Here is an 18740-nt window from a genome sequence, read left to right as displayed (position 1 = left end):
CTGCAATCTAAAGAGAGTGGAAGATTGAAAGTATTTTAGGGAAAAAGGAAGGAAAGAGGGCCATGTGGCAATTTTTTACGGAACGAGGGAAAAAAGTAGTGCAGCTGGCTCATCGTGAAGCTCTTCGTTTAGGTCACGATGTAATTGGCACAGAGCATATTCTTCTTGGTCTCCTAGTAGAAGGCGAAGGAGTAGCAGCTCAAATTCTCTCTTCCCTTGGTGTTAACTTCCAAGAAGTACGTCGGCAAATAGAGGAGATGGTAGGGAAGGGGCAACCGATATTAAAGCCTATAGATCTACCTCTTAGCCCTCGGGCAAAACGAGTTCTTGACCTTGCTATTAAGGAAGCCAGAAATATGGGTGTCAACTATGTAGGAACAGAACATGTTTTGCTTGGTTTGTTGGCAGAAGGGGAAGGAGTAGCAGCTCAAGTTCTTTTTTCAATGGGAATAGATTTAACTGTGGTACAGAGAGAGATGAGTCATTATATCTCTAACAGCGAAGCTGAGGGAATGGTGCAGTCAGATGTTCTTGGTGATAACCAACGAGGCGGGCAGACCAAGACGCCAACTCTCGATCAGCTTGGTATTGATCTTACAGAAAAAGGGAGAAAAGGAGAACTGGACCCTGTAATTGGAAGGGACAAAGAAATTCAGCGAGTTATTCAGATTCTTGCTAGAAGGACGAAAAATAATCCGGTTCTTATAGGAGACCCGGGTGTAGGCAAGACTGCGATTGTTGAAGGATTAGCACAGAAGATACAAGATGGTGATATTGCCGAAATTCTTCGAGGGAAGAAGGTTGTTCAGCTTAATATTGGTAATCTTGTTGCTGGAACGAAATACCGAGGAGAATTCGAGGAGCGCATGCGAAAGCTCATTAAAGAGTTGAGAGAAGCGGGAGATGTAATTATCTTCATAGATGAAATCCACTCTATTGTTGGCGCTGGCGGAGCAGAGGGAGCCGTAGATGCTGCGAATATACTTAAGCCGAGTCTGGCCCGGGGTGAATTTCAGGTTATTGGAGCTACAACTCTTGATGAATATCGAAAACATATAGAAAAAGATGCGGCTCTGGAGCGGCGTTTTCAGCCTGTTTCGGTAGAGGAACCAACAGTAGAAGACTCTATACGGATTCTAGAAGGGCTTCGTGATCGATATGAGTCTCATCACCGAGTTAAAATTGCTGACGAAGCCCTTGTCGCAGCTGCTCGCCTTTCTGCTCGGTATATTACGGAAAGGTTCCTTCCAGATAAAGCGATAGATCTTATAGATGAAGCGGCAGCTCGTGCCCGTTTAAAAATTATGGAACCGCCAGTAGACATTAAAGAAGTAGAACGTTGTTTAGAAGAGGCTCGAAAAGAGAAAGAAGCGGCAGTTACGTCACAGGAATTCGAGAAAGCTGCAAATCTTCGAGATGCTGAGCGGCAACTCTCTGAGGAATTAGAACAGAAAAAGAGAGAATGGCAATCTAGACGTCATCAGGAGCAACCTTTAGTTACAGATGCGGATATAGCCATCATAGTAAGTGAATGGACAAGTATCCCTGTGACACAGCTCACGGAAGAAGAGTCACAACGGCTCCTTCGTATGGAAGAAGAGATACATCACCGTTTAATTGGGCAAGAAGAAGCTGTTAGTGCTGTGGCCCGTGCTATTCGTCGGGCGAGGAGTGGTATGAAAGATCCGAAGCGACCAATAGGGAGTTTTTTGTTCCTCGGTCCTACAGGGGTAGGAAAAACAGAGCTGGCACGATGTTTGGCCCAGTTTCTTTTTGGTAGCGAAGAAGCCATGATTCGTCTCGATATGAGTGAGTTTATGGAACGACATGAGGTAGCGAAATTGATAGGCGCTCCTCCCGGCTATGTTGGGTATGAAGAGGGAGGTAAACTCACCGAAGCTATTCGCCGCCGCCCTTATTCTGTCGTTTTATTCGATGAAATAGAGAAGGCTCACCAGGATGTTTTTAATATTTTGTTGCAAATCTTGGAAGATGGGCGGCTTTCTGACGGTCAAGGACATACCGTAGATTTTCGCAATGCCGTAATTATTATGACAAGTAATGTTGGAGCTAAAGATGCAGCTAGAGGAACGTCTCTCGGTTTTTCCATCACTGGCGAAACAGATGGCTTTTTCAACTGGAAAAAGACGCGAGGAGATATCTTGGACTCAGCAAATAAGATGTTCAGACCGGAATTTATCAACCGAATTGATGAGATGGTCGTGTTCAGGCCTTTGAATAAAAAGGAGATGCTCTCTATTGTCGATATTATGTTGCAGGATGTAAGGGCACGCTTGCTTCTCCAGGGTATAGATATTTTAGTGAGCGAAAGAGTAAAACTTCTTATCCTTGAGAAAGGATATAATCCGAAATTTGGAGCCCGGCCTTTGCGTCGTACTATCCAACAATTAATAGAAGATAAACTGGCAGATTTGCTTCTGGAGGGCAAAATGACTCGTGGAAGTCGTATCTCCATTGATGCGGAGAAAGGGGAGACGACTTTTAAAAAGATGTCGAATAGGAAGCATAAAAAAGCGGCAGTATAATGCTGCCGCTTTTTTTATAAAATATGCACTCATAAATAAAATATTTATGATTTTTTAAGCTGACAGGTAGAGTTGTCCCTTGTACAATAAAAAGACATCGTTCTCCCATTGGGGAAGGAGGAGGTGCCTTATGAATACTTCCAATTTCTGGCTTTTATTTTTTCTGTTCTTTTTTATTTATCCTCAGTTAAAACAACAACTTTTACAATGGCGAAGGATAGCAGCACTTCGCTCTTGTGAGAAACGTCGGAAAACGAGAATTATCACTTTAATTCATCGCCAGGAAAGCATGGGATTTTTAGGGATGTTTTCCCGTAATTTCCTGAATATAGAGGATTCTGAAGAGGTTTTGAGAGCTATCCGCCTTACATCTGAAGGGACTCCTATTGACCTTATTATTCATACACCAGGCGGACTTCTCCTTGCTGCAGAACAAATAGCATATGCCCTAAAGAAGCATCCGGCGAAAGTTACAGTAGTAGTACCACATTATGCTATGTCCGGAGGAACTCTGATAGCTTTGGCTGCAGACGAAATATTAATGGACAAGCACGCGGTACTTGGACCGGTAGATCCACAAATAGGGCAATATCCAGCAGCATCTATCTTGAAAGCCGTAGAAGAAAAACCAGTAGCAGAAATAGATGACTCTACACTTATCTTAGCGGATGTAAGTCGTAAAGCGGTGAAACAGACGCGATCTTTTGTCGTTCATTTGTTAGATGACAAGATGGAAAAAGAAAAAGCTGAGGAGCTGGCTAAAATTTTGACTGAGGGGCGCTGGACTCATGATTATCCTATCACAGCGGAAGAAGCTCAATCTTTAGGGTTGCCTGTCAATACAGACCTTTCTTCTCAGATTTGCAATATTATGAAATTATACCCACAATCTGGGATGGGACGTCCTTCTGTTCACTACGTTCCAATTCCTTATCCATCTGCCCCAGATGGAAATCACACGACGAACATAAGGCGCTGAAGGAGGCGTGAATCATGAGACGAAAAATCATAGGAACGAATCTACTCCTATGTTTGTTTCTGATAATGTTTATGGGGGAAGCTTGGGCAGGAAATGGTACCCCAATTGTTAAAGTAGAAAGTGAGACTATCAACATTGATGAACTTTTATCGTTGGTACGTCAACATACTAATGATGATGAAGCTTTAGCGGCTCTTGTAATTCAACAAATGAGCGACAGAGACCAGCGGGAGCTGTTACGTCAGATTACAGATATGCTTGTCCTGGCAGATAGAGCCCAACGTAAAGGACTTTATTATAATTCAGATGTAGCGGCACGTTTAAAGTGGGCTCGATTAAGTATTTTAGCAGAAGCTTATGTTTCTGATGCCTCAAAACATTGGGATTTGAGCGAATCTGCCTTAAAGACTTTTTATAAAACCCACCCTGATCTTTATACTGCAGAAGAGGCGTATCATTTTCGCCAGATTTTAGTAGGTACTGCTTCGGAAGCTCGTTTTATACTCTTACAGATATTAACGGGCAGGCCTTTTGAAAAAGCCGCAGCTGAAACGAGTCTGGATTTTTCTACTTCAAAAGAAGGAGGGGATATGGGATGGATGTCTAAAAAGGAACTCCCAGACCCCTTTAAAGATGCCGTTTCAATGAAACCAGGAGAACTCCGTGGTCCAATAAAAACTGATTATGGTTACCATATCCTTCAGCTCATAGAAAAAAAGGGAGGGAAACTTGCTCCCTACGAAGAGGTTGCTGAAAAAGTTCAAAAAGATCTAGAAGACGTTTATTTAGAAAAAGAAATAAAGGAGCTTAGTAAAAATACTGAAATTATGAATAATGTAGACGAGTTGAAACGAATTCGGATCCCCTAAAGAGAGGAGCGTCTATAACCATGGGTGATCGGCTGACAGTTTCTTCGTTTTCTTATCCGATGTGGGCAAGAATAGCTTCTTTGATAGTGGGTTTTTTGCTTGTATCTATAGGTATGGGAAAAATTTTTGCTCGTTCCATAACAGACCTAAAGTTGTTGCTTCCATATGTGTGCGTAGGGGTTATTTGTCTTTATATGGGCGGAATAAATGTAAGATTTTTTTTGTCAGATCAGGGGGTAGTACGAGAGTTCTCTAGCTGGGGGAAAAAAAAGGAAGAGCTCCTTCCGTGGAACACAATAATAGCTATTGATACTATTCAAAGAAAAAAGATTTTTAGTGCTTTTTTTATGAAGGAAACAGGAAAAGGATGGCAAGTTACTTTCCCTGTTGTTTTATGGGAAGATTTTCTGACAACGGTGAAAAAAGCTCGTCCAGATCTTTCTATACAAATCAAAAACTGAGGAGGGGCTATATGGGACAGATTAAGGCAGCATTCCCTTTTGCCCATCAAATAATGGTAATTATAGGTATTATTATAACGTGGTTTATTGTAAACAAAGTTGCTTTATTGGCTATTTCCAGGGGTTTTTCTTTAGTGTACAGATCAGTTGAGAAGAACGGGGAAAATGGTAATCGGCCGGTAGCTCTTCAGAGAATTGAAACATTAAGGGGAATTACGCTCAATATAGTGAAATGGGTGATAGGCGCTATTTTTGTTCTAAGCATAATAGGTAGTTTAGGGTTTAATATCACCCCGATTTTAACAGGTGTCGGGCTAGCGGGCCTGGGAGTTTCTATGGCTGCCCAAAATATTATTCGTGACTTTATAAATGGAATCTTTGTGGTAATAGAAGACCATTATGGGGTTGGAGATTGGATCCAAACAAATATGGGTAGTGGAACGGTTGAGAAACTAACCCTTCGCACCACCCATTTGAGAGATGTAGATGGGAATCTTATTATTATGCCAAACGGGAGCATTGATGGAGTTACAAATTACACAAAAAATTGGTCCCGAGCAGCTATTAAAATCAGAATTCCCTTTGATGCAGATACGCGAAAAGCCATGGCTATTATGGAAAAGGTAGCATTTGATTTAAAAGCAGAAAATCCGACGCTTTTTATTGGCGAACCTTCAGTTCAAGGGATCTTAGATTTTCTTGACAGCTCTACTCTTTTGAGAACGCTTTTTGATACCACTCCAGGCGACCAATGGGCTATGTCAAGAGAGTACCGTCTTAGAGTAAAGGAAGCCTTCGATAACGCTGGTATCCCTTTGGCAATTCCGCAAACTGGTGTGAGGCTTCAAACTTCAGGAAGCACACCTTCCTTTACGAAACGGGAGATCCCTCCCCGCCAGTAGTGCTGGGTGCGAAAAAGATTCCATAAGGGAGAGGTCTCTCTCTTCCCCCAGGAATGGCATTAATAATTTGTCCTTTCCAAACAAGTTCGGAAGACCCTCCTCCGTCAAGGTTCAAAACGGTGGATAGGCCGAGGTCGTTAGCGAGGCGAGCTGCTTCTAGAAGCGTTGCTCCTCCACTGTGCCATGGGTTACGACCATCTATTACTATCCACCATACCTTTTGTCCGTCAGTTCCTACTATAGTGCGTGGATGTTTCTCTTCTCTCAGCTTTTGAGAGAACCCTTCATTGCGTGTCTGAAGTTGCCCATCTTTGAGAAGCATTGGTCCACCTTGCAGGGCATAATATGATCCATCCATAGAGGGGTCTCGCCACTCTATTTCCATAGAAATAGTTTTTCCTTCAGAGATGAAAGATTTAATCATATCTATGCCTATTCCGCGAGCGGCGAGAAGAAGGCTGTTATCTGGAACAGCTCGCTGAGAACGAATGAGAGATCCAGCTTCCGAAATACTGTCATTTCCGAAGAGATAAAGAACTGAATCTAGAGGAAGAGGTTTAAAGAACTGTCCTGCTATGGAAGAAAACAGCCCTAAACCATTCTCTGGAGGAACAGAATTAAGATCGGTTATAGGGGCTATACGATATTCGTCTCTTAATAGGGCACGGAATTCTCCATTCCCCCAGAAAGTAGCCCCTTCTTCGGTCCATCCCATAGCAGAACGCTGTGCATACGAGGGAGAAAGAGGAATGCCACGAACAATGAGGGTTCCTATTGGTTTTCTCGAAGAGAAAAAGCCACCATTAATAGCAGCTTCAGCTCTTGTTTTGTCGGTCATGTGTTTAAGAGGCAAAAGTGGTTGTCCTAAAGATGGAGCTGTTATGATGGTTGGTGTTTTCTGGATACCCTCTGTTTGAAGAGCTGCCCAAAAAAGGGCCTCGCTTTTTTGTTGACTGTGAGGAACGATTTTAGCGCCCAACTCCGTAGGTAAGGTTTCGAATATTTCCCATGCTTTAACAAAATTAGAGTATGGTCCTGTGTAAACAGTGTAGGTAGTTTCAGAATTAATAATAAAAGCAGAGAGCCCTTTTTGAGATAACTCTGCTTCTATTTTTTGTGCAGCAGTTGCATCTGGTGTTTCTGTTATAAAAATAGCCCAGGAAATAGGTGGTGTTCCGACCTTTTCTCTATGTATTCGAAGACTCGTGTGTTCTCCATAAAAAGTTTGATCCCAGATCATAGAGCGGCGGCATGAATAAAGCCAGTTGGCTAACTCAGCAAGGTCTTCTCTCTCAAGGTTTTGTCGGGGAAAGTTGATGAAGGGTTGTGGAGCCAGAGGAGAACAAAGAGCCCCTAGAGATAATGAAGGCAACATAAAAGGAGGGATATCTTCGTTTTCTTGAGGAGCCAAAAACTGAGCGATTTCTGCTTCGTGAGACCATCCCATGGCTTTGAAAGCAAAATGGAGAGCTTCTATTCGTGTGGCCTCCAAATCCGGGTGAAATTTTTCTCCGGGGAAAATAATCCCATAAGCTCGAGCTGTTTCTATTGCAGAAAAAAACGGATGATCTGTGGGCACATCGGAAAAACGATCTTGTCCTGTCCATCGAGGGAGATCTAATGTTTTAATTATGACCTCAGCCATTTCTCCACGACTAACAGCTGAAGCAGGTTGTAGGTTTACGCAAGATATGAGGAATAGAAGACCAATTAGCAATAGTGATGTCGTTTTTCTTCTCACAATTATCAAGACTCCTTTTATGTGTGTGTTTGGGTATTATTACTAGCTGCGACATTTAATGTAATTATTCAGCTCATGGCGAAATTACTTTATGTATGTTGCTATAAGTATTTTCTCATTGCCTCTTAGGGGAATCAATCAGACTCAGGGAGGGAAGTTGAAAGGGTATCTAGTCCTTTTTTCACGTGATAGCTTTCCCTTAATATTTTTAAGGTGTAGATGAATGTTCGATACTGTAGAATAATATGGAATTACCTAATTCTTCAAAAAGGAGGCGATGTGGTGAGGAATAGAATTATTTTGATTGCATTAACTGGCATCTTTGTTTTATGTGGCCTATCGTCATGGAGTTTTGCTGGAGCGAGTGTGGAGTTTGAGGCGAATTTTACTATAAATATCGAGGGAGAAGAAACGGAATCAGGACGTATTTATGTAAAGGGACAAAAATTTCGTCAGGAAGTAGAGGAGGACGGGGTAGCACGAATTGTTATTTCTGAAGGTCTTCAAGGGAATGTTCTCGTGATTTTGCCGGAAGAAGAAGCGTATCTGAAAATACCTTTGGATGGATGGAACGTAGCTATGGACCAAAAGAGCGCTGAAGAAACTTTACAAGGAAAAGCTGTCATGGAGAATCTTGGCAAGGAAAAAGTGAATGGATATGACTGTAACAAATATCGCTACACATACCGTGATCCTGATATGGGTGTTATGATAGTGTGGTTTTCTGAAAAACTTCAAGCCTCTATAAAGCATATTCAGACAGGCCCTTCTGGTACATCAGAGATGATACTTTCAGATATAAAAGAACATACAATACCTGATCACCTTTTCGAAGTTCCGAAAGGATACCAGGAGATGAATATTTTTGCTCCGGGAGGGAAATAACTGTTTTAGAGGTTGACAGAAGCTCTAGAGCTACTTATAATACTCACGTTCTGCGATGTGGGGCTATAGCTCAGCTGGGAGAGCGCTTGAATGGCATTCAAGAGGTCAGGGGTTCGAATCCCCTTAGCTCCACCAGATTATATAGCGGTCTATCTTTAAGGAGATAGGCCGTTTTTTTATCTCCTTATTCTTATATCTAAATCAAGAAAATTTATAAGAAAGGTTTTTATTGTTTTTATTTTCTTATGTGTTTTTTGCTCTTTTTGTAATATACTTATCCCACTTGAACCTAAGGTATGGTTGTTAGGCGTAAAGAGGAGGAGGGTACATGTCACCAAAAGGATATCACTTTATTGTTGAAGCTTCTGGGTGTGGTGATGTTATCGGACAGGTAGAGAAACTTCAGGAGATACTTGTAGAAGCGGCGAAGAGGGCGCATACTCAGGTTTGGTCCGTATCCTTTCACAGATTTCCTCCTAATGGGGTAAGTGGCGTAGTAGTGATCAGCGAATCGCATCTTTCTGTTCATACTTGGCCTGAAGCGCAGTATATGGCTCTCGATATATATACGTGTGGGGAACATAGCATGCCGGAAGCAGCGGTTCAGTATGTACTTGAGCAAATAGAGGCTACCCATACCCACATTACAGAGATAACTCGAGGAATTGACGATGGAGATCAACTCTATTATCACTCGTTTATCACTTGGGAAGAGAGACTAAAAGAGGGAAGCGAAGGGTAGAAAATTAGTTTTAAAATAAAAAGGGGAAGCAAAAGCTTCCCCTTTAGTTTTCCCGTGCCCTCTTATCGAATCTTCTCGCTAAGCAACACGTTTATAATGGTAGCCCCAACGGGATTCGAACCCGTGTCTCCACCTTGAGAGGGTGACGACCTTGACCTCTAGTCGATGGGGCCTTTTTACTGGCTGGGGAACCTGGATTCGAACCAGGATTACCTGATCCAGAGTCAGGCGTGCTGCCGTTGCACCATTCCCCAATCATATATATCCAATATCTGTGTCCATCACAGCGAAGGGTATATTATCATGGTCTTTATGAAACTGCAACCCTTTTCTTTTTAGAGTAACGAGAAGATCGATTTGAATTTTTTAAGAATACCTCTTCGGGAAAGAGCTTTGAAATATTTAATGAAATAGAATTTGACAAGTCTGAAAATAATATATAAGATAACGCTACTTTCAAGGATACAAAACACACTAATAGCAAGGAGGGGAACGCAGTGAATATCAATTGGAATATTTTAATTAACATAATAATTATACTCCTAGTTATTATTAGCTGCGGGTCCTCTTCCGGAGCGCCTACTGGCATTTGATTTTTTAGCCGGCAGACTTTTCGGGGTCGGACCCTTTTTAGGGTCTGACCCCTTTTTTTATGCGGTTATCATAATCATATTAAATTTTTAAAAAGCTAAATATTTAAAGATATAAATGAGGCTTATCACTGCGCGTCTTTATTTTTTGAATATTCAAATATTGATAGGAGGGGTTTTTGTGAAACAGGAAGAAACGGAAAGGGAACAATGGGGAAGCCAAGTTGGTTTTCTCCTCGCATCAGCAGGATCAGCAATTGGTCTTGGTAATATTTGGCGTTTCCCCTACATTACAGGGAAAAATGGAGGAGCAGCTTTTCTAGTGATATACGTTATTTTGGCATTCACTATTGGAGCGTCAATAATGCTGGCAGAGTTTGTCATCGGGCGTGCGGCGAAAAAAAATGCAGTGGGAGCTTTCAAGGAGCTAAAGGGAGGGGCCTGGCCTATCGTTGGTTGGATGGGACTAGTTGTGGCTTTTATTATCCTCTCGTACTATGCAGTTATAGGGGGATGGACTTTCGCTTATATTTTCAAGTCGTTCACAGGCCTCATGTCTCTTCATGATACGTCGGCTGCTCAGAATGCTTTTCTAGGCTTTATTGCCAATCCCACTCAAGTTCTTTTTGCTTTTTTTGCTTTTATGCTTATGGTTGTTCTTGTAGTGTATAAAGGCATTGGACAAGGTATTGAGCGGGCCAGCAAAATCCTCATGCCAGGACTTTTTGTCATCATACTCATTCTTGTTGCCAGGGCTTTGACGCTTCCCGGAGCATCGAAAGGTGTTGCTTTTTATCTTAAACCCGACTTTTCCAAAGTTACTGGGGGCACGATTATTGATGCTTTGGGACAGGCTTTTTATTCCCTTTCTCTCGGCATGGGGGTCCTCATTACTTTTGGCAGTTACATTGGCAAGAATGAAAATATTCCAAAATCAGTTGCCATAGTTACTCTTCTTGATACCCTCGTTGCTTTTCTTGCAGGATTAATCATTTTCCCTACTGTTTTCTCTTTTGGTATTGATGCGGGAGCAGGTGCAGGCCTTACTTTTATAACTTTGCCCGCAGTCTTTTCGAAGATGTGGGGTGGTATGGTTTGGTCGGGGCTCTTTTTTGCACTTCTTTTTATAGCTGCACTTACCTCGTCGGTATCTCTTTTTGAGGTGGTCGTTTCTTACTGTAAAGATGAATTGGGCTGGAGCAGAGGAAAGAGTTCCTTTCTTATGGGAACGGCTATCTTCCTTCTTGGAATTCCATCAGCTCTCTCCCAGGGTGCCTATCCCATTAATCTTTTTGGTAAGAGTTTTCTCGATGCCATGGATTGGATCTGCAATAACATTCTTTTAACTACAGGCGGTCTTTTGATCTCCCTTTTTGTAGGATGGGTTGTAACAGATAGAATCAAAGATAATGTTTCCAATAAAGGCAGACTCAACTTTGCCTTTATGTCACCGTGGCTTTTGATACTGCGTTTTTTTGCTCCTATAGCTATTGTTCTAATTATGTGGAATGGCCTTCGTTAGGGGTTTTTCATAAGTAGAGAGGACATCTTAATTTTATAAGATGTCCTCTCTTTTTTTTAGTTGAAAACCTTGTGGTATAGTGTATCGTATATCATCCTATGGGAGTCTACCTTTGAGATAGAAAATTAATGAAAATTGTACAAGGAGCGTGACAACGGATGAGAACGAACAGCGCCTCATATAAGGAGATGCTGAAAAAACGCCCTCTGAATGTTCAGGCTTTGTGGGGAAATGAAGAAGTTGGATTAGTCAGTGGTCGTGATATTGTTCGAGCTTTTAGAGAAGCGAATGCTATTATTCTTGCTGCTAATGCACGAAACCCTTTGACGGTAAAAGGAGTTTTCAGAGCTGCTAAAAAATTGAATGCTGCTGTTTTTATCGAGATTGCAAAGTCAGAATCGACATATTGTGCTGGCAATTTTGATAACCTTCCAGAATATGCAGTGAAAACATCTTCCGAGTTGGGGCATGGTGTAATTTTTGGCCTTCACGTCGATCATTATGCTATTAAATCCGAAGCGGATCTTTTTAAGGCAGTGAGTCACATCCCTTCGGTTATTCAAAAGGGATGGACCTCTGTTGCTATAGATGCATCTCATCTGCCAGATTGGGAAAATTTGTGCAATACTCGAGATGTAGCTATGCATATTCCTGCCTATCTTGGCTTAGAAGTGGAAGTTGGCGAGATAAAAGGGCCAGGGGAATTGACAACAGTAGAAGAAGCAAAATTCTTTATCGGTGGCCTCAATGCTTGGGGAATTTTCCCTGATTTGCTTGCTATATCCAATGGAAGTCTTCATGGGACTTACGATACAGGACAACAAGAGGGTATCGACCTTGATCGAACGTTGGAAATAGCTCAGGCAATCCGCCCTTATGGTGTTTCCATCGCACAACATGGTATCTCTGGAACTCCTATAGAAAAAGTTGCCAAATTTGCCAAGTATGGGATTAACAAAGGGAATGTAGCTACTCTTTTCCAAAATATAGTATTTGGAATCAAGATGGATCCAGATACAGGAAATGCTATAACAGAAAAAGGTTCTTATGTAAAAGAATCTCACCGAGGTGTTTCTGAAGAGACATGGAAGAAAATTGTGGAATGGTGCGATGCTCAGGGCTACAGCCGTAAAGATGGAAATTATAAAAAATCCAACCTTCCTATGGGCAAGTATATTATGAATGAATCTCCTGAGATCATCGGGCGTATCATAGATGAAACTGAAGAGTGGGCTACGCGTTTTATAAAAGCCTTTAATGCAGAAAACTCAGCGGAAAAAGTGCTGGAAGTAATTTCTCGACGGCAGGATTATAACGGGGCTCCTGAACAAGCTATTTGGGGAGCTCGGGCCAATTATAATAAAGAAACAGCGCCAGATCTTAGCAAAAAGGATAATAAAGACTATTCCGACTAGCTTCGCCGCAGGGTAGAGCGGAATCGCGAGTGAAGCCCACATCCGCTCCGGGGCTGGAGTGGTGTGGGCTTTTATGTATAATATAACGCCGAGAGGAGGGGGAGATAGTAGATGCCAAGATTAGGGATCCTTTGTCGATATGAACAGCATCTTCCATTGACGGAGGCCACTCCTCGTATATCGCTTTTTGAGGGGGAAACGCCTCTTTTCCCTCTACGCCATCTCAGCCGAGAACTATCAGTGGTTCTTTGGGCAAAATTTGAGGGTCTGAATCCAACGGGGTCTTTTAAAGATCGCGGAATGGTTGTGGCCGCTGCTAAAGCATTAGAGGAGGGGAGTAGAGCCTTTATTTGCGCCTCTACAGGTAATACCTCTGCTTCTGCAGCTGCTTATGCGGCACTGGTAGGGCTGCCTTGCTTCGTGTTGCTCCCGGCAGGGAAGGTGGCTCTTGGTAAGCTGACACAAGCTCTTATACATGGAGCCAAAGTTGTAGCGATTCGAGGAAATTTTGATGAAGCCTTGGAACTAGCTCGTCAAGGAGCTTTAGCGAAAAAACTTACGCTTGTTAACTCTTTGAATCCTTTCCGCCTTTTGGGACAGAGAACTGCTGCATGGGAGATTTGCGATGAATTGACAGATATGCCTGATTGGATTGTTCTTCCAGTAGGCAATGCGGGCAATATTAGCGCCTACGGAGCAGCCTTGGAGTATTATCGAGAAATAGGTAAAATTCATAAAATACCTCGCCTTATAGGGGTACAAGCAGAGGGGGCAGCTCCTCTTGTCTTGGGACATACGATAGAGAACCCAGACACTATAGCTGCTGCTATACGCATAGGAAACCCCGTGAATAGGGAGAAAGCTTTGCATGCAATAGAAATAAGTCGAGGGCAGTTTTTTTCTGTTTCTGACGATGAAATTCTTTCAGCACAGAAAGAATTGGCTTCTCATGAAGGCCTTTTTGCCGAGCCCGCATCTTGTGCTCCTGTGGCGCTACTCTGCAAACTTAAAAAATTAGGCAAGCTTCCGGAGGGCATTCAAATTGTGGTGGTCCTTACAGGGAATGGCTTAAAAGATCCAGATGCACCTCTCCAGGGGATTCCCGATCTAAGTGTAGTCGATGGAACCCTAGAAGCTCTTGGAGGCATATTGGGCCTATGAGATACCTTTTTCGAGTTTGTGCGCCTGATCCGATTACAAATTGTAGCTCTGATGCTGCTATAAGTGGTTTGGATCCTAGTATGATAGCCTTTCCCGAGGGACCTACCGGAGAAGATGCCCCAACTCGTGTGTTCTATTTTTTCGAGGCATAGAATCCGTTCTCACTTCTTTGTTTTGTCGGAGGAGAGTGAAGGATTTTGTCTCTTATAAAATAATAACAGTCGGGAGGTTCTCATAATGCAAAATATAAACAGAGGAAAGACCTCAAGTCCCATTTTTCTTGATCTGGATGTGGCGAAAGTAGCTCTCCTTGGAGTGCCAGATATTCCAGGCATAGCAGCCTCCCTCTTTGCAGCCCTTGCTGAAGTGGAGATCGATGTAGAGATGATTGTTCAGAGCGTTATGAGAGGACAAGTGAATGATATAGCTTTTTTAGTGAGAAAAAGCGGGCTTGAGGGAGCTATCCGTGTTTGTCGGGCTGTTTCTATGGAGATTGATGCTCAAGGAGTTATCTTCGATACAGAGATAGCAAAGATATCTGTTTCTTCGTTGCCTTCTGGTAAGAGGGATTTCCCTGCTAGGGTTTTTAGCGCTCTAGCCCATCAAGGAGTAAATATTGATATGATTTTAGCTCTTCCTTCTAGCGTAACGTGTGTTGTAGCTACGGCGAAGGTAGAAGAGGCTTTCGAAGCTTTAAAACAAGAACTTGGGGGCTGCGAGTAGATAAGTTTAGATTATGTCTCTGGGCTTGTCATGCGAGAGCGTGAAAAGGTAGAATAACGGCGGCATTTGAATATCTAATTTTTTCTCAGAATGGTGTGAGTGGGATGCATAAATGCTTAAGACAGCTAAGGTTATTCATCTCCTTTTGCTTCCTTTTAATTTGGTCGGGGGTTCTTTGGGGAGAAGAAGCCCGGATAACAGCGGAAAATATGTCTTATGATTCCAAAACGGGGGCTTTTGTAGCGGAAAAAAATGTGCGAATAGAACGAGTGGAGTTACTTATTACAGCTCCGCGAGGAGATGGAAATCTCAAGAGTCGAAAAATAACCCTCAGTGGGGGAGTTCATATTGGCGGGAAGTGGGAGCAGGAGCCAGTAGATCTTTCCTGTATTTCTTTAGATGGTGATTTGTCTCCAGATGGTGAATATATTCTTCGAGAAGAGGTTTCCGGATACTTCGGCACTCGTTCCATTGACGCTGATGAACTTAATATGAGTAAAATAGCTTTCTCTTCAAAGAAAGTACGGAAATTTGAGGATAGCCAGCAGAAAATTTTTGTTTCAGCTGAATCGGTGAAGGGTACCATAAAAGAAGGACAGACTACAGATATAAATGCTTCAGGAAATGTGGTGATAATTTTTACCGGCACAGATGGGCAAAAAACCCGTATCACCGGCTCCACGGCTACCTATTCAAAAGCTCAAGACTCGTTGCGAGTGCGTGGGAACGCAGTAGCTCTTCAGTTGGATCGCGCTTTACGGGCAGAAGAGATTTTGTACTCGCCAGGAACAGGTAAAATGGAGGCCTCAGGGCAACCGCAAGTTACTTTCCAGCTTCATGAAAAGAAAGGGAACGATGCAAATGAGCGCAAAGACTCTTAAAGCTCGAGAGGTCTGCAAAGCATATAAGGGGAGAACTGTGGTCTCTTCTGTCGATATTGATGTGCATATGGGAGAGATTGTGGGGCTTCTTGGTCCTAATGGGGCTGGTAAAACTACGACATTCTATATGATTGTAGGTCTTATAAAGCCAGATTCTGGACGGATTATGATTGATGAAAAAGATATCACTTCTCTTCCGATGTATCGCCGAGCAAGAATAGGAGTAGGCTATCTTCCTCAGGAGGCATCAGTTTTTAGAAATCTTTCAGTGCAAGAGAATATAGAACTTGTTTTACAGGAACTTGGTCGGCCTAAAAAAGAGATAGAGAAAATGGTGGAGCACATTCTTGACGAACTGGGGCTTACCGATCTGGCAGATGTTCCAGGTTATGCTCTTAGCGGAGGAGAGCGACGGAGGGTAGAAATCGCACGGTGCCTCTCTATCATGCCGGATTTTGTTCTGCTAGATGAGCCCTTTAGTGGTATTGACCCCATAGCAGTCTACGATATCCAGCAAATCATACTAAGCCTGAGAGCGAAAGGGTACGGTATCTTGCTTACAGACCATAATGTGCGCGATACTTTGGCGATTACTGATCGTACATACTTAATTCACCAGGGCGAAATTATTATTGAGGGCCCACCTGATGAAGTAGCGCAGAGCGAAGTCGCTCGCAAATTCTATTTAGGCGATCGCTTTTCTTGGTAAAGAAGAGGGATGTCTTCCCATTTGCCAGAGAGTAGCAAAGATATAAGTTCTAATGCTGCATTTTGAACTGGCAGAGAAAGGGAATCACCCAATTCTTGCGAATATGGTTGTATTCCGATAAAAATAATAGGTATTTCTTGAGCCTTTTCTTTTAACAACAGATCTAAGGGAAGTCCGTGAGTGCTAAATGTGGCATTTTGTATTTCTTCAAAGGGTATCTGACGTGTGGATCCCGGAGGAAGCCCCATATCGGCTGCGTCTACTATAAGCAGCAGGTCTGGGTGTCGTCGTTGCAAGTCGCCAATATAATTTTCCGGAGTCGTTTCGCAATTAATAGCGCAGATGGGATGTTCCATCTCTTTTTTCTGTAAATATTGGACGACAAACGGACCAACTCCATCGTCACCAAAGAGGGGATTTCCTGTACCCCAAAGAATAATAAAGCTCATATAAAGTACCTCATTTCCTTGTTGTTCAGGAGGCGTCGTTCATGTCCTCTCGTGTTTCCAGAATGGTTCGCCACGCATTAGTTATGATGGTGGGAACTTTTGCCAGCCGAATTTTAGGGTTGGCTCGTGAAATTGTTACGGCAGCTCTTTTTGGTGCATCGAGCGAACTCGATGCTTTTTATATTGCTTATACTTTAGCAAATTTATCCCGGCAAATGTTGGCTGAAGGAGCTTTGTCGGCGGCATTTGTTCCTGTTTTTTCTCAAAGCTTGGCTCAAAAAGGCAAAGAGAGGGCAGCATATCTGGCGAAACAAGCTTTTTCTATTCTCCTCATTGCCGGATTTTCAGTGGTCTTAGTGGGGATATTCTTTTCCCCCCTTCTTGTGAAAATTATGGCCCCTGGCTTCGATGCTGTCAAAGCATCTCTCGCTGTCTCAATGACGCGTTGGCTGTTTCCGTTCCTATTGCTTGTTTCTTTAGCAGCTTTGGCTATGGGAGTGCTTAACAGTCTCGATTCTTATTTTGTTCCGGCCATAGCGCCAGCTCTTAGTAATGTTGTTTATTTATTGGTTCTGTTTCTGTTGGTTTCTCGTTGTGGGATATGGACCCTTGTGGTTGCTGTTTTGGCTGGAGGTGTTTGTCAATGGGGGCTTCAGTGGTTTTGGAGCGCCTGGAAAGGTGTTCCTCTTGTACCAGCGAAGCCTGATCGACATGATAAAGACCTGAGAAAAATGATGACACTCTTTTTCCCTTACGCATTAGGACTTTCCCTTAACCAGGTCAATCCGGTAGTGAGTCGGATGTTAGGGTCTTTTTTACAGGACGGAGCCATCTCTGTATTGAACTACGCCAATAGAGTAATACAACTTCCGTTAGGACTTTTCGTCATAGCAATCTCCCAAGCTGTTTTGCCAGAACTTTCACGATGCGCAACTGGTGATAACCACGAGTTTAAAGAGACTGTTCAGGATTCCGTTCGTTTTGCTCTTTTCATAGTACTTCCGGTAACAGTGGGACTGATTCTCGTCTCCGACGAAGTTGTTAATTTTCTTTTCTATCGAGGTGCTTTTGATAGTTGGGCCTGGCATGCCACTGGTAAGGCTCTTGCAATGTACGCTTGGGGGTTACCCGGCATGGCTTGTACTACCATTTTTTTGCGGGGACTTTATGCTCAGAGCAGCCCTCGGGCAGCTTTAATGGTCACAGCTTCCAGCGTGGTATTTAATATTATATTCTGTCTTCTCCTAATCAAACCCATGGGATTTTCAGGGCTTGCTCTTGCTACTTCTCTCGGGTTTACGATCTCAGCTCTTGTGGGTGGATATTTACTTTCGAAAGTTATGGAAAAACCTCTTCATATCCTTACCGTACAATGGAGCGGCCGAATAGTAGGAATTTTAGCTATTATGGCTGGTGCTGTTTGGCAATACCGGAAATTTTTACCCTACCCAGTCGGAGCTTCTCTTCCCATGAAAGGTATCTGGATTTTAGCAGTTTTCATTATTGGAGCAGTGGTATACGGAGGCTGTACATGGTTCTTTAGTTTTAAAGAATGGAGATGGCTTATGGGGGCTTTCTCGAAAAAACGTTCCTTCAGAGGAGAGAACATGGATGACAGAAAATAGATCATTAAAGTTGTTTTTACTCGTAATATGTGGATTCACTTTAATTTCTTCTTGCTCTTGTATTGCAGAAGCAAAAGAGTTGCAGCAGCTCATGGATGAGCGAACCGTTTCCTTCTGGATTGAAGGTGAAGTTTTGGGAGATATGGTCATAGGGGCCAGGGCGCAAGTTGCCCTCGTATATATTGATGTAACCCTCTCTGAGGCTCTGGTCTCTGATCCGCAGGCTCCTGAGTGGTTAAAATGGCATGCGAGCCATTTTAGCAGTAAAGATTTGAAGGGAAGGGCTCTCTTTGCTATGCGTTATAAAACTCAAAAAAGATGGAATTTTGAGCCCAAAATGTTACAGATCGGTGATTACGTAGTGAAAGATGAAGATGTTTTAACGAGCAAAGATTTTATTATAGTAGGGGACATTCCTCCAGATACTACGGGAACTTTAGCTTTTTCCGTCCCGGGGAAATACGTAAAAAAAGGACAGAATGTAACCGTAGCCTGTGGAGAGGATTCGGAAGTCTTTGCCGTCCCAAAGAGGTGACAATA

18 protein-coding genes and 3 tRNA genes are annotated in these 18740 nt (G+C 42.8%); 17 read left to right on the top strand and 4 right to left on the bottom strand.

Going from position 1 to position 18740, the window contains the following annotated elements:
• Positions 1-62: 62 nt before the first annotated feature.
• From B3L97_RS03200 to B3L97_RS03180, 5 genes are all read left to right on the top strand, one after another.
• On the top strand, positions 63-2546 hold the full coding sequence (locus B3L97_RS03200) for an ATP-dependent Clp protease ATP-binding subunit (protein WP_286845929.1): 2484 nt from the start codon (positions 63-65) through the stop codon (positions 2544-2546).
• A 130-nt stretch (positions 2547-2676) separates the two neighbouring features.
• Positions 2677-3525: an SDH family Clp fold serine proteinase gene (locus B3L97_RS03195; protein ID WP_024822645.1), complete on the top strand. Its 849-nt coding sequence runs from the start codon at positions 2677-2679 to the stop codon at positions 3523-3525.
• A 14-nt stretch (positions 3526-3539) separates the two neighbouring features.
• Entirely contained in the window at positions 3540-4394 is an 855-nt protein-coding gene (locus B3L97_RS03190) for a peptidyl-prolyl cis-trans isomerase (protein WP_024822644.1), read from the top strand.
• 20 nt (positions 4395-4414) lie between these two features.
• Positions 4415-4855 (top strand): hypothetical protein, encoded by a 441-nt coding sequence (locus B3L97_RS03185; protein WP_024822643.1) that lies wholly within the window; start codon positions 4415-4417, stop codon positions 4853-4855.
• Positions 4856-4866: 11 nt separating this feature from the next.
• Positions 4867-5757, top strand: a complete 891-nt coding sequence (locus tag B3L97_RS03180) for a mechanosensitive ion channel family protein (protein ID WP_286933942.1) — start codon at positions 4867-4869, stop codon at positions 5755-5757.
• On the opposite strand, the gene B3L97_RS03175 is transcribed toward B3L97_RS03180, so the two are convergent.
• Complete coding sequence (locus B3L97_RS03175) at positions 5726-7498, bottom strand: phosphodiester glycosidase family protein (protein WP_286845925.1); 1773 nt, start codon at positions 7496-7498, stop codon at positions 5726-5728. The two genes, B3L97_RS03180 and B3L97_RS03175, sit on opposite strands and share 32 nt — an antisense overlap.
• 282 nt (positions 7499-7780) lie before the next feature.
• Here B3L97_RS03175 and B3L97_RS03170 point away from each other — a divergent pair, with 282 nt between their 5' ends.
• From B3L97_RS03170 to speD, 3 genes are all read left to right on the top strand, one after another.
• Positions 7781-8383 carry a DUF4412 domain-containing protein gene (locus B3L97_RS03170; protein WP_286845924.1) on the top strand — a complete coding sequence of 201 codons (603 nt, stop codon included), beginning with the start codon at positions 7781-7783 and terminating at the stop codon, positions 8381-8383.
• Between the two features lie 59 nt (positions 8384-8442).
• Positions 8443-8518 (top strand) — tRNA-Ala (locus B3L97_RS03165).
• A 193-nt stretch (positions 8519-8711) separates the two neighbouring features.
• The gene (speD, locus tag B3L97_RS03160; RefSeq protein WP_024822639.1) at positions 8712-9125 is read left to right on the top strand and encodes an adenosylmethionine decarboxylase; all 414 of its coding nucleotides are present in this window, start codon (positions 8712-8714) and stop codon (positions 9123-9125) included.
• A gap of 97 nt (positions 9126-9222) precedes the next feature.
• On the opposite strand, the gene B3L97_RS03155 is transcribed toward speD, so the two are convergent.
• Together B3L97_RS03155 and B3L97_RS03150 are read right to left on the bottom strand one after the other, a co-directional pair.
• Positions 9223-9298, bottom strand: a tRNA-Glu gene (locus B3L97_RS03155).
• A gap of 7 nt (positions 9299-9305) precedes the next feature.
• A tRNA-Gln gene (locus tag B3L97_RS03150) sits at positions 9306-9379 on the bottom strand.
• 517 nt (positions 9380-9896) lie between these two features.
• On the opposite strand from B3L97_RS03150, the gene B3L97_RS03145 reads away from it, so the two are divergent.
• The 7 genes from B3L97_RS03145 to lptB all read left to right on the top strand — a co-directional run bounded on the left by B3L97_RS03145 (position 9897) and on the right by lptB (position 16126).
• Positions 9897-11237 carry a sodium-dependent transporter gene (locus B3L97_RS03145; protein ID WP_024822638.1) on the top strand — a complete coding sequence of 447 codons (1341 nt, stop codon included), beginning with the start codon at positions 9897-9899 and terminating at the stop codon, positions 11235-11237.
• 158 nt (positions 11238-11395) lie between these two features.
• Entirely contained in the window at positions 11396-12652 is a 1257-nt protein-coding gene (locus B3L97_RS03140) for a class II fructose-bisphosphate aldolase (protein ID WP_286933938.1), read from the top strand.
• Positions 12653-12763: 111 nt separating this feature from the next.
• Entirely contained in the window at positions 12764-13813 is a 1050-nt protein-coding gene (thrC, locus tag B3L97_RS03135) for a threonine synthase (RefSeq protein ID WP_286933937.1), read from the top strand.
• Positions 13810-13965: a hypothetical protein gene (locus B3L97_RS03130; RefSeq protein WP_286933936.1), complete on the top strand. Its 156-nt coding sequence runs from the start codon at positions 13810-13812 to the stop codon at positions 13963-13965. Before thrC ends, B3L97_RS03130 begins: the two co-directional genes overlap by 4 nt.
• 85 nt (positions 13966-14050) lie before the next feature.
• The gene (locus B3L97_RS03125) at positions 14051-14536 is read left to right on the top strand and encodes an ACT domain-containing protein (protein ID WP_286933935.1); all 486 of its coding nucleotides are present in this window, start codon (positions 14051-14053) and stop codon (positions 14534-14536) included.
• A 104-nt stretch (positions 14537-14640) separates the two neighbouring features.
• Positions 14641-15417 carry an LptA/OstA family protein gene (gene lptC, locus B3L97_RS03120; protein WP_286933934.1) on the top strand — a complete coding sequence of 259 codons (777 nt, stop codon included), beginning with the start codon at positions 14641-14643 and terminating at the stop codon, positions 15415-15417.
• Positions 15398-16126: an LPS export ABC transporter ATP-binding protein gene (lptB, locus tag B3L97_RS03115; RefSeq protein WP_286933933.1), complete on the top strand. Its 729-nt coding sequence runs from the start codon at positions 15398-15400 to the stop codon at positions 16124-16126. The genes lptC and lptB overlap by 20 nt, the downstream gene beginning before the upstream one ends.
• On the opposite strand, the gene B3L97_RS03110 is transcribed toward lptB, so the two are convergent.
• Positions 16099-16575 (bottom strand): hydrogenase 3 maturation endopeptidase HyCI, encoded by a 477-nt coding sequence (locus B3L97_RS03110; protein ID WP_286933932.1) that lies wholly within the window; start codon positions 16573-16575, stop codon positions 16099-16101. The two genes, lptB and B3L97_RS03110, sit on opposite strands and share 28 nt — an antisense overlap.
• Positions 16576-16616: 41 nt before the next feature.
• Between B3L97_RS03110 and murJ the strand changes: the two genes are divergently transcribed.
• Positions 16617-18200, top strand: coding sequence for a murein biosynthesis integral membrane protein MurJ (murJ, locus tag B3L97_RS03105; RefSeq protein WP_286933929.1), 1584 nt, complete (start codon positions 16617-16619; stop codon positions 18198-18200).
• On the top strand, positions 18187-18735 hold the full coding sequence (locus tag B3L97_RS03100; protein ID WP_286933924.1) for a hypothetical protein: 549 nt from the start codon (positions 18187-18189) through the stop codon (positions 18733-18735). The genes murJ and B3L97_RS03100 overlap by 14 nt, the downstream gene beginning before the upstream one ends.
• Positions 18736-18740: the final 5 nt, after the last annotated feature.

Origin of the sequence: Aminobacterium sp. UBA4834 (assembly GCF_002400205.1) — a bacterium.
Classification (GTDB): domain Bacteria; phylum Synergistota; class Synergistia; order Synergistales; family Aminobacteriaceae; genus Aminobacterium; species Aminobacterium mobile.
Note: the sequence above shows the minus strand (reverse complement) of the source record. Positions and strands in the feature narration are given on the sequence as shown.

What these genes read in the sequence shown, in the direction of transcription:
- B3L97_RS03200 (WP_286845929.1), top strand. Translation starts at nt 63, where the DNA reads ATGTGGCAATTTTTTACGGAACGAGGGAAAAAAGTAGTGCAGCTGGCT.
- B3L97_RS03195 (WP_024822645.1), top strand. Translation starts at nt 2,677, where the DNA reads ATGAATACTTCCAATTTCTGGCTTTTATTTTTTCTGTTCTTTTTTATT.
- B3L97_RS03190 (WP_024822644.1), top strand. Translation starts at nt 3,540, where the DNA reads ATGAGACGAAAAATCATAGGAACGAATCTACTCCTATGTTTGTTTCTG.
- B3L97_RS03185 (WP_024822643.1), top strand. Translation starts at nt 4,415, where the DNA reads ATGGGTGATCGGCTGACAGTTTCTTCGTTTTCTTATCCGATGTGGGCA.
- B3L97_RS03180 (WP_286933942.1), top strand. Translation starts at nt 4,867, where the DNA reads ATGGGACAGATTAAGGCAGCATTCCCTTTTGCCCATCAAATAATGGTA.
- speD (WP_024822639.1), top strand. Translation starts at nt 8,712, where the DNA reads ATGTCACCAAAAGGATATCACTTTATTGTTGAAGCTTCTGGGTGTGGT.
- B3L97_RS03140 (WP_286933938.1), top strand. Translation starts at nt 11,396, where the DNA reads ATGAGAACGAACAGCGCCTCATATAAGGAGATGCTGAAAAAACGCCCT.
- thrC (WP_286933937.1), top strand. Translation starts at nt 12,764, where the DNA reads ATGCCAAGATTAGGGATCCTTTGTCGATATGAACAGCATCTTCCATTG.
- B3L97_RS03130 (WP_286933936.1), top strand. Translation starts at nt 13,810, where the DNA reads ATGAGATACCTTTTTCGAGTTTGTGCGCCTGATCCGATTACAAATTGT.
- B3L97_RS03125 (WP_286933935.1), top strand. Translation starts at nt 14,051, where the DNA reads ATGCAAAATATAAACAGAGGAAAGACCTCAAGTCCCATTTTTCTTGAT.
- lptC (WP_286933934.1), top strand. Translation starts at nt 14,641, where the DNA reads ATGCATAAATGCTTAAGACAGCTAAGGTTATTCATCTCCTTTTGCTTC.
- lptB (WP_286933933.1), top strand. Translation starts at nt 15,398, where the DNA reads ATGAGCGCAAAGACTCTTAAAGCTCGAGAGGTCTGCAAAGCATATAAG.
- B3L97_RS03110 (WP_286933932.1), bottom strand. Translation starts at nt 16,575, where the DNA reads ATGAGCTTTATTATTCTTTGGGGTACAGGAAATCCCCTCTTTGGTGAC.
- murJ (WP_286933929.1), top strand. Translation starts at nt 16,617, where the DNA reads ATGTCCTCTCGTGTTTCCAGAATGGTTCGCCACGCATTAGTTATGATG.
- B3L97_RS03100 (WP_286933924.1), top strand. Translation starts at nt 18,187, where the DNA reads ATGACAGAAAATAGATCATTAAAGTTGTTTTTACTCGTAATATGTGGA.